At 70.2% G+C, this 14,630-nt stretch carries 10 protein-coding genes; 4 read left to right on the plus strand and 6 right to left on the minus strand.

What is annotated here, in order from left to right; all coding sequences use genetic code 11:
* The first annotated feature begins 36 nt into the window (after positions 1–36).
* The 3 genes from ABTW65_RS01440 (at position 37) to pheT (ending at position 5,018) form a co-directional block, all read left to right on the plus strand.
* Positions 37–1,254: a globin domain-containing protein gene (locus ABTW65_RS01440; RefSeq protein ID WP_350658621.1), complete on the plus strand. Its 1,218-nt coding sequence runs from the start codon at positions 37–39 to the stop codon at positions 1,252–1,254.
* Positions 1,255–1,410: 156 nt separating this feature from the next.
* Positions 1,411–2,532, plus strand: coding sequence for a phenylalanine--tRNA ligase subunit alpha (gene pheS, locus ABTW65_RS01445; RefSeq protein ID WP_350657997.1), 1,122 nt, complete (start codon positions 1,411–1,413; stop codon positions 2,530–2,532).
* A complete protein-coding gene (gene pheT / locus ABTW65_RS01450; protein ID WP_350657998.1) occupies positions 2,529–5,018 on the plus strand; it encodes a phenylalanine--tRNA ligase subunit beta in 2,490 nt (829 codons plus the stop codon). Before pheS ends, pheT begins: the two co-directional genes overlap by 4 nt.
* 121 nt (positions 5,019–5,139) lie before the next feature.
* On the opposite strand, the gene ABTW65_RS01455 is transcribed toward pheT, so the two are convergent.
* The 3 genes from ABTW65_RS01455 to ABTW65_RS01465 form a co-directional block, all read right to left on the minus strand.
* Positions 5,140–5,673, minus strand: coding sequence for a barstar family protein (locus ABTW65_RS01455; protein ID WP_350657999.1), 534 nt, complete (start codon positions 5,671–5,673; stop codon positions 5,140–5,142).
* Positions 5,674–5,759: 86 nt separating this feature from the next.
* Entirely contained in the window at positions 5,760–7,940 is a 2,181-nt protein-coding gene (locus tag ABTW65_RS01460) for an acyltransferase family protein (RefSeq protein WP_350658000.1), read from the minus strand.
* A gap of 51 nt (positions 7,941–7,991) precedes the next feature.
* On the minus strand, positions 7,992–9,014 hold the full coding sequence (locus tag ABTW65_RS01465) for a threonine aldolase family protein (RefSeq protein ID WP_350658001.1): 1,023 nt from the start codon (positions 9,012–9,014) through the stop codon (positions 7,992–7,994).
* 177 nt (positions 9,015–9,191) lie between these two features.
* On the opposite strand from ABTW65_RS01465, the gene ABTW65_RS01470 reads away from it, so the two are divergent.
* Positions 9,192–12,161: an ATP-binding protein gene (locus tag ABTW65_RS01470; RefSeq protein WP_350658002.1), complete on the plus strand. Its 2,970-nt coding sequence runs from the start codon at positions 9,192–9,194 to the stop codon at positions 12,159–12,161.
* A gap of 1 nt (position 12,162) precedes the next feature.
* Here ABTW65_RS01470 and ABTW65_RS01475 read toward each other — a convergent pair whose 3' ends face one another.
* From ABTW65_RS01475 to ABTW65_RS01485, 3 genes are all read right to left on the minus strand, one after another.
* Positions 12,163–12,981, minus strand: a complete 819-nt coding sequence (locus ABTW65_RS01475; RefSeq protein ID WP_350658004.1) for an ABC transporter permease — start codon at positions 12,979–12,981, stop codon at positions 12,163–12,165.
* Between the two features lies 1 nt (position 12,982).
* Positions 12,983–13,990, minus strand: coding sequence for an ATP-binding cassette domain-containing protein (locus ABTW65_RS01480; RefSeq protein WP_350658005.1), 1,008 nt, complete (start codon positions 13,988–13,990; stop codon positions 12,983–12,985).
* 79 nt (positions 13,991–14,069) lie between these two features.
* Complete coding sequence (locus tag ABTW65_RS01485; protein WP_350658006.1) at positions 14,070–14,624, minus strand: LOG family protein; 555 nt, start codon at positions 14,622–14,624, stop codon at positions 14,070–14,072.
* Between the last annotated feature and the right edge of the window lie 6 nt (positions 14,625–14,630).

Here is a 14,630-nt window from a genome sequence, read left to right on the forward strand (position 1 = left end):
ACCCACATCAACACGACGACGAAGGAGTCCCTCGTGATGTTGTCACCTGCCTCGACAGAGGTCGTCCGCGCCACCCTGCCCGTGATCGGGGCGGCGATCGGGAAGATCACCCCGATCTTCTACCGCCGCCTCTTCGCGGCGCACCCTGAGCTGGAGCGCGACCTGTTCAACCGCGGCAACCAGGCCCAGGGCAACCAGCAGCGTGCCCTCGCCGGTGCCGTGGCTGCGTACGCGACCCTGCTGGTGGCCGAGGACGGCCCCGACCCGCGGGCGGTGCTCGCCCGGATCGCGCACAAGCACGCCTCGCTCGGGATCCGCGAGGAGCAGTACCCGATCGTCCACGAGCACCTCTTCGCCGCGATCGTCGAGGTCCTCGGCGAGGCTGTCACCCCGGAGGTCGCCGCCGCCTGGGACGAGGTCTACTGGCACATGGCCGAGAGCCTGATCGCGATCGAGAACGACCTCTACGCCGCCGCCGGCGTCACGCCCGAGACGGTGTTCCGCCGGCTGGTCGTGACGACCCGGGTGCAGGAGTCGCCCGACACGGTCTCCTTCGTTCTGGCCGCCCCGGACGGCTCGGCGCTGCCGCCGGCCCGCCCCGGCCAGTACGTCTCGGTCGCCGTGCGCCTGCCGGACGGCGCGCGCCAGATCCGGCAGTACAGCCTCACCCGGGCGCCGCAGGCCAGCGCATGGGGAATCTCCGTCAAGGCGATCCCGGGGCACCGCGAAGGCGACGCGATCGCACCCGCAGGCGAGGTCTCCACCTTCCTGCACAGCAACCTCTTCGAAGGCGACGAGATCGAGGTCTCCGCACCGTTCGGCGAGCTCACGCTGCCAGAGCACGAGGCGCCGCTGGTGCTGGTCTCGGCCGGCATCGGCATCACCCCGATGATCGGATTCCTGCACCACCTGGTCCACACCGAGTCCGACCGGACCGTGCTGGTGCTGCACGCCGACCGCTCCCTGGCCAACCACGCACACCGCGTCGAGGCCGCCGAGCTCGTCGAGGCGCTGCCCGGGGCCACGCAGCTTCGCTGGTACGAGGACCTCGGCGCCCGGGAGGCCGATGAGGTGCTCCGTGCCGGCCGGATCGACCTCGACGGTGTCGAGCTGCCGGCCGAGGCCGAGATCTACCTCTGCGGACCGGTGCCGTTCATGGCGGGCGTGCAGGCAGCCTTGCGCGAGCGCGGTGTCGCCGTCGACCGGATCCACTACGAGGTCTTCGGTCCCGCCCAGGAGCTGGCCTCCGCCTGACCGCCTGAGGGTGGCCGAGGCGGGTGCCTCGGCCACCCTCGGCGTCGTGTTGGTCCGCGTGTCGGTAACCGGTTCGCTCGGTGGCGTACGGGCTTCCTAGACTGTGTTTCACAACGTCATATCCAGCGACGTCATAACCAGCGACGAAAGCCAGTGATGTCCGGTCCCAACACCGACTATGACCCGGTAGAGGTCACCCCCTTGAAGGCTGAGGAGGTCGAGGCCGCGCGCGATGCTGCGCTGAAGGCCATCGACGCCGCGATCAGTCTCGAGGAGCTCAAGCAGACCCGGCTCGACCACGCCGGCGACCGTTCGCCGCTGGCCCTGGCCAACCGCGAGATCGGCGCGCTGCCACCGGCGGCACGCAAGGACGCCGGCCAGCGCGTCGGCAAGGCGCGTGGCGCTGTCAACCAGGCTCTCGCCGCGCGCCAGAAGGTGCTCGAGGCCGAGCACGAGGCGCGGATGCTGGTCGAGGAGACCGTCGACGTGACGCTCCCGACCGACCGGCTCCCGGCCGGCGGGCGGCACCCGCTCACCACCGGCGCGGAGTACATCGCCGACATCTTCGTGGCGATGGGCTGGGAGGTCGCCGAGGGTCCGCTCATCGAGGCCGAGTGGCTCAACTTCGACGCCCTCAACCTGGGCCCGGACCACCCGGCCCGCACCATGCAGGACACCTTCTGGACCGAGCCGGCCGAGAACCACGTCGTTCTCCGGACCCACACGAGCCCGGTCCAGGCCCGCACCATGCTGACCCGCGAGGCGCCGATCTACGTGGTCTGCCCGGGACGTGTCTTCCGCACCGACGAGTACGACGCGACCCACTCGCCGATGTTCCATCAGGTCGAGGGCCTGGCCATCGACGAGGGCATCTCGATGGCGAACCTGAAGGGCACCCTGGACCACTTCGCCACCCAGATGTTCGGCGAGGGCATCGTGACCCGGTTCCGGCCGTCGTACTTCCCCTTCACCGAGCCGTCGGCGGAGGTCGACCTGACCTGCTTCGTCTGCCGTGGCGCGCAGGTCGTCGACGCCGGAGACGGTCAGCTCGTCACCTGCCGCACCTGCAAGGGCGAGGGCTGGATCGAGTGGGGCGGCTGCGGGATCGTGAACCCGCGCGTCCTGGTCGCCTGCGGTGTCGACCCGGAGAAGTACAGCGGCTTCGCGTTCGGCATGGGCATCGACCGCACCTTGATGTTCCGCACCGGCCTGTCCGACCTGCGCACCCTCTTCGAGGGTGACGTCCGGCTTACTACTGCATTCGGGAGTGAACTGTGAAGGCCCCCCTCTCCTGGATCAAGGAGTACGTCGACCTGCCCGCCGATCTCGGCATCGAGGAGATCACCGACCGGCTGACCGCACTCGGTCTCAAGCTGGAGGCGATCGAGACCTCCGGCGCCGGCATCGAGGGCCCGCTCGTGGTCGGCCAGGTGCTCACCCAGGAGCCCGAGCCGCAGAAGAACGGCAAGACGATCAACTGGTGCACCGTCGACGTCGGTGACGCCAACGGCACCGGGGACCCGCAGGGAATCGTCTGCGGTGCGCACAACTTCAAGCCGGGCGACAAGGTCGTCGTGATCCTGCCCGGTGGCGTGCTGCCGGGGAACTTCCAGATCTCGGCGCGGAAGACGTACGGCCACATGTCGGCCGGCATGATCTGCTCCGCCCGCGAGCTCGGGCTGGGGGAGGAGGCCGACGGCATCATCGTGCTGCCGGCCGACGCTCCCGCGCCCGGGACCGACGCGCGCGAGGTGCTCGGGCTCGGCGAGGAGATCATCGAGTTCGAGATCAACCCGGACCGTGCCTACGCGCTGTCGATGCGCGGCATCGCGCGGGACGCGGCGCTGGGCTTCGACGTACCGTTCCACGACCCGGCGCAGGTCGACTACCCGATCGCCGACGGGTCGGGCTACCCGGTCCGGCTCGAGGACGACGGCTGCGACCACTTCGTCACCCGCGTGATCACCGGGTTCGACCCGAGCGCGCCGACGCCCGAGTTCATCAAGAAGCGGCTCGAGGCCACCGGCGTACGCTCGATCTCGCTTGCCGTCGACGTCTCCAACTACGTGATGATGGAGCTCGGCCAGCCGACGCACTGCTACGACCGGGCCAAGCTGTCCGGCGACATCGTGGTGCGGCGGGCGAGCGAGGGCGAGAAGATCACCACGCTCGACGACGTGGTCCGGGTGCTCTCCGAGCAGGACCTGCTGATCACCGACGACTCCGGCCCGATCGGCATCGCCGGTGTCATGGGCGGGGCGTCCACGGAGATCTCGGAGTCGACCACGGACATCGTGGTCGAGGCCGCGCACTTCGACCCGACCACCGTCTTCCGGTCGCAGAAGCGTCACAAGCTCCCCTCGGAGGCGTCCAAGCGGTTCGAGCGCGGCGTCGACCCGCTGCTGCCGCCCGCTGCGGCCCAGCGGGTCGTCGAGCTGCTCGTCGAGCACGGTGGCGGCCAGGCCGTCGGTGTCTCCGAGGTCGGGCCAGGGGCATCGCTCGAGACGCGTGAGCCGTTCCGGACCATCACGATCCCGGTCGATCTGCCGGCCCGGATCATCGGGCTCGACATCGACGAGGCGACGGTGGTGAAGTCGCTCGAGCTGATCGGCGCGCGTGTCGCCGTGTCGGGTGACTCGCTGCGCGCGACGATCCCGAGCTACCGGGTCGACCTCACCGACCCTTACGACCTCGTCGAAGAGGTCGCCCGCATCGTCGGCTACGACAAGGTCCCCTCGGTGCTGCCGCGCCGGGCGACCGGTGGCGGTCTGACCCGCGCGCAGCAGCTGCGCCGCCGGATCGGGCGTGCCCTGGCCGGCGCCGGACTGGTCGAGGTAGTCGACTTCCCGTTCGTGGGCGAGGCCGACTTCGATCGCCTCGGACTGCCCGCCGACGACGTGCTGCGGCACACCGTCAAGCTGGCCAACCCGCTCAGCAGCGAGGAGCCCGGTTACACCACGACGCTGCTCCCGGGCCTCCTCAAGGTCGCCGCCCGCAACGTCTCCCGGGGTCAGGACGGGGTCTCCCTCTTCGAGACCGCGACCGTCGCCTTCCCGGTCGACCAGGCCGCGCCGATCTACGGCGTCGACCGGCGCCCGACCGAGGAGGAGCTCGAGAAGCTGCTCGCCGCGATCCCGCGCCAGCCGCTGCACCTCGCCGTCGTGCTCGCCGGGGAGCGTACGCGGGGTGGTTGGTGGGGCGCCGCAGAGACGGCATCGTGGGCCGACGCCATCGACGTCGTACGCCGCCTGGGCACCGAGCTCGGGGTCGCTGTCGAGGTTGCCTCGGCGTCGCGGGCGCCGTGGCACCCGGGCCGCTGCGCGGTCGTCTCCGTCGACGGTGTCGAGTTCGGCCACGCCGGCGAGCTGCACCCCAACGTGTGTAAGGCGTTCGGGCTGCCCGCTCGTTCGGCAGCGGTCGAGATCGACCTCGACTTCCTGATCTCGAAGGTGCCCGCCACCGCGGCCGGCCCGGTCTTCTCGACCATGCCGATCGCGAAGGAGGACGTCGCGCTGACCGTGTCGGTCGATGTCACCGTGGCCGCCGTCGAGGCGGCGCTGCGCGAGGGCGCCGGCGAACTGCTGGAGACCGTGCGGCTCTTCGACGTCTACGAGGGTGACCAGGTCGGCGAGGGCAAGAAGTCGCTCGCCTTCGCGCTGCGCTTCCGCGCTCCCGACCGCACGCTGAAGGCCGAGGAGACCGCGGCTGCACGTGACGCGGCGGTCGCGAGAGCCGCCGAGCTCACCGGAGCCGTCCAGCGCTGACGTTCTGTGTCAGTTCCCCGCATGTGCGGGGAACTGACACAGAACAGGCCGCTCTGCTCTGTCACTCCCGCTCATGTGTGCGGAAATGACAGAGGCCAGGCGCGGTGGGTTGCCGCCTTGATCAAATGCCTCGGGTCTTGTCGAGGAACTCTCGCATCGTCCAACCCACGCGAGTCGCCGCTACGGGTTCTAGGCGCCGGTCCAGTCTTGGGTCGTCCGATCGCGCTAGGCAGATGAAGCGGTTGCCGAAGAGCAAGGCGTGCCGTGACTGGTTCTCCAGAATGTCGAGCAGGATCTGGGCGGATTGGCGATCGACGTCGACGAACGCATCGAAGTCGTCCAGGGCAAGGGCGAGGCCAGTGTCGGCTGGATCGAGCCCGTAATCGCCTGATGCGACATCGCTGAGGCAATCGTTGAGTGCGTCGAAGTTGCGCCCGAAGTAGTCAGGGAAGTCCAAAGACTCGGCGAGTTGCTGGAACATTTCGGCGTTGCTGGTCCATGTTGACGCTGAGAGCCGTACGACTCGAAACCCGAGGTCCATCAAACTGCTGATCCCGTCGTTCCAGACGGATCTGCTCCAGGCGAGTGAGACGCCGCCGTTGAGGAGCAACGAATAGTCGTACCGACCGAATTCGTCAGGACCGAAGGCTGCCATTGCGCCATCGTCGCAGGTCCGCGTCGATGGCGCATCCGCGTCTCTTCGGTGGATGACCGACGGCCTCAGTGTCCGCAGGCAGGTTCCTATCCCCGGTCGCGGAGGCCCATCCGGCGGGCCAAGGGCTCGGCGAGCTGGGGTGCGTACTGACGTGACATGTGGGTGCCGTCGTAGTGGGTGATGGTGTCGCCGACGACGGCGGGGCAAGACCCGTCCCAGCAGAAGTAGGAGCTCATGTCGGCGACGTCGACACCGACCTCCTCGGCCGCCCGGACCTGCACGTCGATCGACCGCTCCCGTGACTGGTCCGGCCTCATCAGGCAGTCGCCCAGCGTGGCGCCGGGCCGGGACAGGCAGGTGCCGGCGGTGGCATCGAAACCCTGGATGTCGCGGATCAGCACCGTACGCTTCGTGTGCTTGTCCACGCGGCGCAGGAAGTCGGTGTAGGCCGGACGCATGAGCTCATCGATCTTGCGGCTCTCGCCGACCCAGTCGCCGTCCTTGTCGAAGACGCCCTGGATCGGCGGGGCGGTGGAGACGACGGTGAGGTCGGGGTCGAGGCGCCGGTACTGCTTGAAGGCCCAGCGGTTGAAGTCGTCGCACTCGGTGTAGGGGTCCTTCTCTCCGCCGCGGTCGGTGGTGATCGAGGCCGAGACGCAGCGGTTCTTGACCAGGAAGTAGGTCCGGAAGCCGTGCTCCTTCGCGATCCGGTTAAGCGTCGGGACCCAGTGCAGAGCGTGGGAGTTCCCGAAGACCACCATCGTCCGCTTCCCGTTCGGGTCGCCATCGACGCACAGGTCGCGCTCGGAGTCGTCGGTGTAGTCGCACCTGGTCCGGCCCGGCTTGAGGGAGTCGAGCTCGGTGAGCGCGGGGCGCAGCTCGGTCGGGACCGGCGTGTCCTTGCGCGCGGCGAGCACCGAGGCCCGCACCAGCGCCTCCTGCTTGTCCAGCGACGGATCGGCCGCGGGTGCGTCGGCCAGGGTGATCGCCGGCTGGAAGGAGCCGCGGGTGGCCTCGTAGTCGGCGTAGGCGGTGCCGCCGAACGCGATAGCCGCCACGAGCGCGATGCTGACCGGGTAGAAGGTCAGCGCGCGCCGCGTCGGCCGCCAGATCGCACCCTCACGGAACGGCGCCTCGACGAGCCGGAAGGAGGCGTACGCCAGCACGAACGCGCCCGCGACGGCCAGACCGCGCTCGGGCCAGGTCAGTTCACGCTGGAGGACGATCTCGGGCAGCACCAGGAGCGGCCAGTGCCACAGGTAGAGCGAGAAGGACCAGTCGCCGATCGCCCGCATCGGCGCCACCGACAGCAGCCGGGCGCCGATCGTCGTCTCGCCCGAGGGGATGGCCCCGGCCAGGATGATGGCCGCGGAGCCGAGCACCGGGAGCGCGGCGTGGTAGCCGGGGAACGGGGTGGACTCGTCGTAGGCCAGGCAGGCCCAGAGGATCGCGGCCAGCCCGCCCAGGACCAGGACCTCGCGGACCAGGGGTGGGCCCGCGAGCCGTTGCATCACCCGGCCGCTGGTGACCAGGATCGCGAGCGCCGCGCCGATCCCGAGCTCCCAGGCGCGGGTGAGCGAGGAGAAGTACGCCGCGGTGGCCTCACCTGGCGTGTGGACGATCGACCACGCCAGGCTCGCGAGGGTGATCAGCGCGATCGCGGCCAGCAGGAACCTCCGGGGCCGCGCCGAGCCCTGCTCGCCACCCCGGGAGGCACCGATCCTGCTCGCCAGGACGATGCAGATCAGCGCGACGAGCGGCCAGACCAGGTAGAACTGCTCCTCGACCGCCAGCGACCAGAAGTGCTGGACCGGTGAGGGCGGCAGCTCGGCCTGGAAGTAGTCGGTGCCGGCGATGGCCATCCGGATGTTGGCGGCGAACGCCGAAGCCCAGACCGCGTCGATGGCGAGCGGCGCGACCTGAGCAGGACCCAGCAGGACCACCGCCGCGACCACGGTGGCCGCCAGGGTGAACGTGGCGGCCGGGAGGATGCGCCGGGCCCGGCGCGCGTAGAAGCGTCTCAGGGATATCCGACCTGTGCGGCCGAGCTCACCGACGAGCTGCTGGGTGATCAGGAAGCCCGAGATGACGAAGAAGACGTCGACGCCGACGAAGCCGCCGGCGAACCAGGAGACTCCCGAGTGGGCGGCCAGGACAGTGAGGATGGCGACGGCACGTAGCCCCTGGACGTCGCCGCGTAGCTGCTTAGCGGGGGCCTTGGGGGGAGCCGTGAGCGCGGGTGAGGGGACCGAGATGTCAGAAGACATAGGCGGAAGAGGCTAGCAACTCCGTCGAGACGCGTAGGCCCCCCGCGGGTATCAGGCGCCGCCCAACAGCTCCAGGACGGTGCTGATCTCCTCGGCGGTGGTCTGCCAGGACGTCACGAACCGGACCTGGCCGCCGAGACGGTGGAAGAGCACCCCGGCCGCCTCCAGCCGGTCGGCCGCTTCCTCGGGGAGGTCCACCCAGGCGAGGTTGACGTCGACGGGGTTGGTGATGCGTACGCCTGCCTTCTCCAGGCCGGCGGCGAGCTCGGCCATCCGCTCGTTGGCGTTGCGGGAGTTGTGGAGCCAGAGGTCGTCGGTGAGGTAGGCCAGCAGCTGGGCCGACTGGTAGCGCATCTTGGAGGTGACGTGACCGCTGCGCTTGGTGCGGTAGACGAGCTCGTCGGCGGGAGCGTCGGTGAAGCAGACGATCGCCTCGGCCGAGAGGGCGCCGTTCTTGGTCGCGCCGAGGGAGAGTACGTCAACGCCGGCCCGCCAGGTGAGGTCGGCCGGCGCGGCGCCGGTGGCCACGACGGCGTTCGCGAACCGGGCGCCGTCGAGGTGGACCCGCAGGTCGCGGGTCTTGGCGATCCCGGTGAGCTCGGCGATCTCCGCGACGGAGTAGACCGTGCCGTAGTCGGACGGTGAGGTCAGCGAGAGGACGGCCGGCTGGGAGTGGTGCGGGTCGCCCCAACGTACGCCGTCCAGGTGGGCCTGGAGCGCCTCCGGCGCCATCTTGTAGCCCTCGCCCGCCAGGCCGGTCATCACCGCGCCGCCGCTCAGGTAGGAGGTCGCTCCGCCCTCGCTGCTCAGGATGTGCGCGGTCTCGTGGCACAGCACCGAGCCCCAGGGCGGGGTCAGCGCGGAGAGGGCGAGCGCGTTGGCGGCGGTGCCGCTCAGCACCGGGAAGACGCGCGCCGTCGGGTGCTCGAAGACCTCCCGGACCTGGTTCTCGAGCGCGGCGGTGACCTCGTCACCTCCATAGGCGAGGGCGGAGCCGGAGTTGACGGCGGCCATCGCCTCCAGGATCGCGGGGGAGACGGAGGCGGCGTTGTCAGAGCGCAGTTCGACGGTCACGGACCCATTCTGGCGACCGTCTGGTCGCCTCGGTCAGCGGGACGCGGGGGTAACACGTTGTTCGTAGGACTACTCGCCCTATCTAATGGGGCGAGAAGTCCTACGAACGACGTGTTACACGCGGATGGCGCGCTATCCCGTACGTACGCGATATATCGCTATGACAGAATGGCGGCTGTGACGACGCTGAGTGTGCTGGACGAGGTCACCTGGGCGGGCGCGCCGGTGGCCGGCGAGCGGACCCGGGCGCTGCTGCGCGCGCTGGTCGAGGCCGGTCCGCGAGGCGCCTCCGAGGCTGCTCTCGTCGAGGAGGTCTGGGGGCGCGACGACGTGCCGGCCAACCCCGCGAAAGCGCTGCAGGTCGTGGTCTCCCGCGCCCGGACGGCGACCGACTCCGGCGCCATCGAACGTACGCCGCGGGGCTACCGCCTCAACCTCCAGGCCGGAGAGGTCGACGCCTGGTCGCTGCGTCCGGAGGCACTGAGGCTGGCTGCCGAGAAGAGGTACGCCGAGGCGCTCCCGCTCCTCGAACGGCTCCTCGGTCTCGACCCTGACGAGGAGGTCATCGAGGCGGTGTTGCGGGCGGTCGCCGCGGTGCACGGTGTGCCGGCGGCGCTGGAGCGCTTCGAGACGTACCGGACCGGGCTGGCCGACGGGCTCGGCGTCGACCCGAGCCCGCGGTTGCGGGCCGTCCATGCCGAGCTGCTCGCGCGCGACCGCCCGGTGCGCTCGGGGCTGCGTCACGACGCCGACGTGCTGATCGGCCGCGAGCAGGACGCCGCCGAGGTGTCTGCCCTGCTGAAGAGCTCGCGGGTCGTCACGATCCTCGGTCCCGGCGGGCTGGGGAAGACCAGCCTGGCCCAGGTGATCGCCCACGACGCCGAGGAGCCGGTGGTCCACTTCGTCGAGCTGGTCGGTGTGACCGCTCCCGAGGACCTGGTCAGCGAGGTCGGCTCCGCGCTCGGCGTACGCGACTCGGTCGCCCACCGTGACCGGCTCACTCCCGATCAGCGAGCCGACGTGCGGTCGCGGATCGCGCAGCAGCTCGACGGCGTGCCGACCCTGCTCGTCCTCGACAACTGTGAGCACATCGTGGCCGCCGTCGCTGACCTGGTCGCCTTCCTGGCGGCTACGGTGCGCGACCTGACAGTCCTGACGACCTCGCGGAGCCCGCTCGCCATCGGCGTGGAGCGGGTCTACCCGCTCGGCCGGCTGGGGACGTACGACGGCAGCGAGCTGTTCCGGCGCCGTGCCGTCGCCGCGCGACCTGGGGTCCACCTCGACGAGGTGCGGGTCGATGAGATCGTCACCCGGCTCGACGGGCTGCCGCTGGCGATCGAGCTGGCTGCGGTGAAGGTGCGCGCGATGTCGGTCGAGGATATCGCGCGGCGGCTGGAGAATCGGTTCGAGCTGCTGCGCGGTGGCGACCGCAGCGCTCCCGACCGCCACCAGACCCTGGTCGCGGTCATCGACTGGTCCTGGAACCTCCTCTCCGAGCGCGAGCGGCGCGCGATGCGCTGGCTCTCGGTCTTCCACGACGGGTTCACCCTCGCGGCGGCCGAGGCGATGCTCGGCGCCGACACGTTCGCCGCGATCGAGGAGCTCGTCGACCAGTCGCTGCTGACGGTCGTCGAGGCACCGCTGGGCTTCCGCTACCGGATGCTCGAGACGGTCCGCGAGTTCGGCCGGATGCAGCTGATCGACGCTGGCGAGGACGCCGCGGCAAGGGCGGCGCAGCGGGCGTGGGCGCGGGACTACGCGGACGCCAGCGCGGGCCGGATCTACTCCCCGGAGCAGTTCGACGCCATGGACGAGCTGCGCGCGGAGGAGAGCAACCTCGCCGACATCCTGCGCCAGGTCCTGGCCGACGACGAGGCCGAGTCCGTCATTCGCCTCTTCTGCGCGATGGGCGTCTTCTGGACCATCGCGGGCGAGCACCAGCGGGTGATCATGCTGGCCGGACCGGTCGCCGATCTGCTCGCCGAGTGGGAGCCGCCGCCCGAGCTGCTGGAGAAGACCAGGCTCGTCCTGGCCCTGCTGCTCTTCGGTGCCGCCGTCACCGGCGGCTCTGGTCTCGAGCGACTGATGACGATCCTGGACCGGGTCGGCGCCGAGGCCGCGGACCCACAGCTCAGGGTGATGCTGAAGGTCATGCAGGCGATGGCCGGCACTGTCGCCGGAGCCGGCCGGCCGCTGGAGGACGAGCTGACCGACCTGGTCAACGACCCCGACCCGGAGGTGCGCGCTCGTGCCTACACCTTCCTCAGCCACGAGCGGGAGAACCTCGGCGACCCCGAGGGCGCCGTCGCCGCGGGGAGGGAGGCGCTGCGCCTCACCGGCACCGACGGCGGCCTGTGGCCACAGGCGATGCTGCACGCCCAGCTCAGCGGCCTCTACGCCCAGCTCGGCCGCCTCGGCGAGGCCGCGGAGCACGCCCGCGAGGCCGTCCCGGTCCTGCGCCGTCTCGGTGCCGACGACGACCTCGTCCAGACCCACGCGATCCTGGTGACGTACGCAATCGAGCAGGGCCGCCTCGAGGAGGCCGCCGAGCTGCTGGCCGAGCTCGCCGACGAGCAGCCCCGCGGTGGCTTCGGCTCCCGGGGCGCCGTCCACGGCGCCCGCGCTCAGCTCCTCCTCGCCCAGGGGCGGGTCGGCGAAGGGCTGGCGCTGTTCCGCGAGGTGGTGGCGACGATGGGCGAGCTGCCGTTCCCGGGATTCACCGACGACCCCGACCTGGTGCCGTGGCGAGTGGCGGCCGAGGCGGTCACCGTGGCCACCTGCGCCCGGCACGGTGAGGGCACCGACGGCTCCGACCTCTTCGGCGCCCTGATGGCCAAGGCGCCGCGCCTGGTCTCCGACGAGCGCAGATCTCAGGACTATCCCGTCACCGGGATGGTGTTCCTCGCGCTCGGGCTGTGGGGCCTGCTGCGGGACGCGCTGCCGCGTGAGGAGTCGGTGCGGCTGGTGGTGCTGGCCGACCGGTTCGGCTACTCCCGCTCGTTCCTGGACATGCGCTGGGAGCTTGCGGTCGCCGACGCGACCCGGATCGCGCCGGGCGTACTCGAACGGGTCTCGGAGGAGTACGGAGAACGCCGCGGGCTCGCCCTGCTGGACGAGGCCCGCGGCGTCATCGCGCGCTTGGGCTGACTCAGAGTTTCTTGCTGTAGCTCCACACCGAGAGCGGCGCGAAGATCGCCACGACCGCGGCGCAGCCGACGAGTGCCCACACGACGCTCAGGGTGACGTCACCGGCGTTCATCAGGTCGCGGGTGGCGTTGATGACCAGTGTGACCGGGTTGACGTCGACGAAGTGCTGCAGCCAGTTCGGCATGGTCTCCTTCGGTACGAACGCGGGGGAGAGGAAGGTCAGCGGGAACATGATCATCATGCCCAGGCCCTGCACCCCGCCCGCGGTCTTCAGGACCGTGCCGAGCCAGGTGAAGATCCAGCTCAGCGACCAGCCGGCGAAGATGGTCAGCGCCCAGCCGGCGAGCACGCCACCGACGCCGCCATCGGGCCGGTAGCCCATCAGCAGGCCGACCACGATGGTCAACGTCGCCGCGATCCCGTAACGGAGCAGGTCTGCGACCGCCGGACCGGCCAGCGGCGCGATCCGGGCGATCGGGAGCGCCTTGAACCGGTCGAAGACACCCTTGTCCATGTCCTCGCGCAGCTGGGTGCCGCGAGCCATCGAGGCGGTCAGCGCGGTCTGGGCCAGGATGCCGGTGATGATGGTCGGCAGGTACGACTTCACGTCACCGGAGATCGCGCCGCCGAAGATGTAGGCGAACATCGCGGTGAACAGCAGCGGCTGGATCGTCACGTCGAAGAACTGCTCGGGGTTGCGCATCATCTTGATGTACGCCCGGCGGGCCATGGTCAGCGTCTGCCCGATCGTCTCGCCCACGCCTGGGCGGGCCTTGAGCGGGCGGTCGGCGACGGCGTACGTGGAGATCAGTGCAGCCATCTCAGGCCACCTCCTCGGTGTGGATGTCGGTGTCGATGCCGGTGCGGGAAACGTCGTCTGAGCTCTCGGTGCCGTGACCGGTCAGGGCGAGGAAGACCTCGTCCAGGGTCGGCTGCTGCACGTTGGCGGTGGTGATCGAGATGCCCGCGTGGCGAAGGCCGATGAGCACGTCCGCTGCCCGGTCGGCATCGGCCAGCGGTACGTTGACGCCGCCCGCCTCGGGAGTGAGCACCGGCTGGTCGCCGGTGACCTTCTCGACCACGGCAGCAGCGGTGGCGACCTGGGTCTTGTCGCTCAGGCGCAGGTGCAGGGTGGAGTTGCCGACGGAGGTCTTGAGCTGCTCCGAGGTGCCTTCGGCGACCTTGACACCGCGGTCGATGACCGCGATCCGGTCGGCGAGCTGGTCGGCCTCGTCGAGGTACTGCGTGGTCAGCAGGACGGTGGAGCCGCCGGCGACCAGCGTACGGATGGTGTCCCACATCTGGCCCCGGGTGCGTGGGTCCAGGCCGGTGGTCGGCTCGTCGAGGAAGATCAGCGGCGGGCGGGACAGGAGCGAGGCGGCGAGGTCGAGGCGGCGTCGCATCCCGCCGGAGAACTTCGAGATCTGCCGCTTGGCGGCCTCCTGGAGCCCGAAGGACTCCAGCAGCTCCTCCGAGGCGGCCCGGGCGGACTTGCCGGACATGCCCAGCAGGCGGCCGAAGAGGACCAGGTTCTCGGTGGCGGTGAGGTTCTCGTCGACGGAGGCATACTGCCCGGTCACGCCGACGAGCTGACGCACCTGGTGTGGGTGCGCCTTGACGTCGACCCCGAAGATCTCGGCCTTGCCGGCGTCGATCGGGAGCAGGGTTGCGAGCATCTTCAAGGTGGTGGTCTTGCCGGCGCCGTTGGGGCCCAGCACGCCGAAGACCTCTCCGCGGCGGATCTCGAGATCGATCCCGTCGACCGCAGTGAAGTCTCCGAAGGTCTTGACCAGACCTGAGGCCGATACGGCCAGTTCGGTGGTTGTCATGCTCCCAGGGTGTGGGGTGCCGGTTTCAGGGCGCCTTCACCGTGGTTTCACGACTGCCGGCCCGGTTTCAATGCCGGTTTCAGCGGGCTGCGTCGAGGCGAGCGAGGACGTCGTCGAGGTCCTCGCCGACCACCAGCGACTCGGCGGGGGAGCCGTGCAGGAAGCCTGCTGCCGCGATGCGCTCCATCATCTCCACGAGCGGGTCCCAGAAGCCGTTGATGTTGAGCAGACCGACCGGCTTGCCGTGCAGCGAGAGGGTCTGCCACGTCCAGACCTCGAAGAGCTCCTCGAGAGTGCCGATCCCGCCGGGAAGCGCGAGGAAGGCGTCGGCGCGCTCGGCCATGAGCGCCTTGCGCTCGTGCATGGTGTCGACCACGACCGTCTGCATCCCCGGCGCGCCTTCGACGCGACCCCACTCGCGTTCGACCATGAACCGTGGGATCACGCCGAAGACCTTGCCGTTGCCGTCGATCGCGCCCTGGGAGATCTGGCCCATCAGGCCACCGCCGCCCGCTCCGTAGACCAGCTCGATCTCGCGCTGCGCGAGCCCCTTGCCGACCTCGTAGGCCCTCTCCGAGAGCGCCGGATCGTTGCCGTCGCGGGAGCCGAGAAAGACCGCCAGGTGCTTGATCATGGGCGT

This window comes from Nocardioides sp. NPDC127503, assembly GCF_040302165.1.
Taxonomy (GTDB): Bacteria; Actinomycetota; Actinomycetes; order Propionibacteriales; family Nocardioidaceae; genus Nocardioides.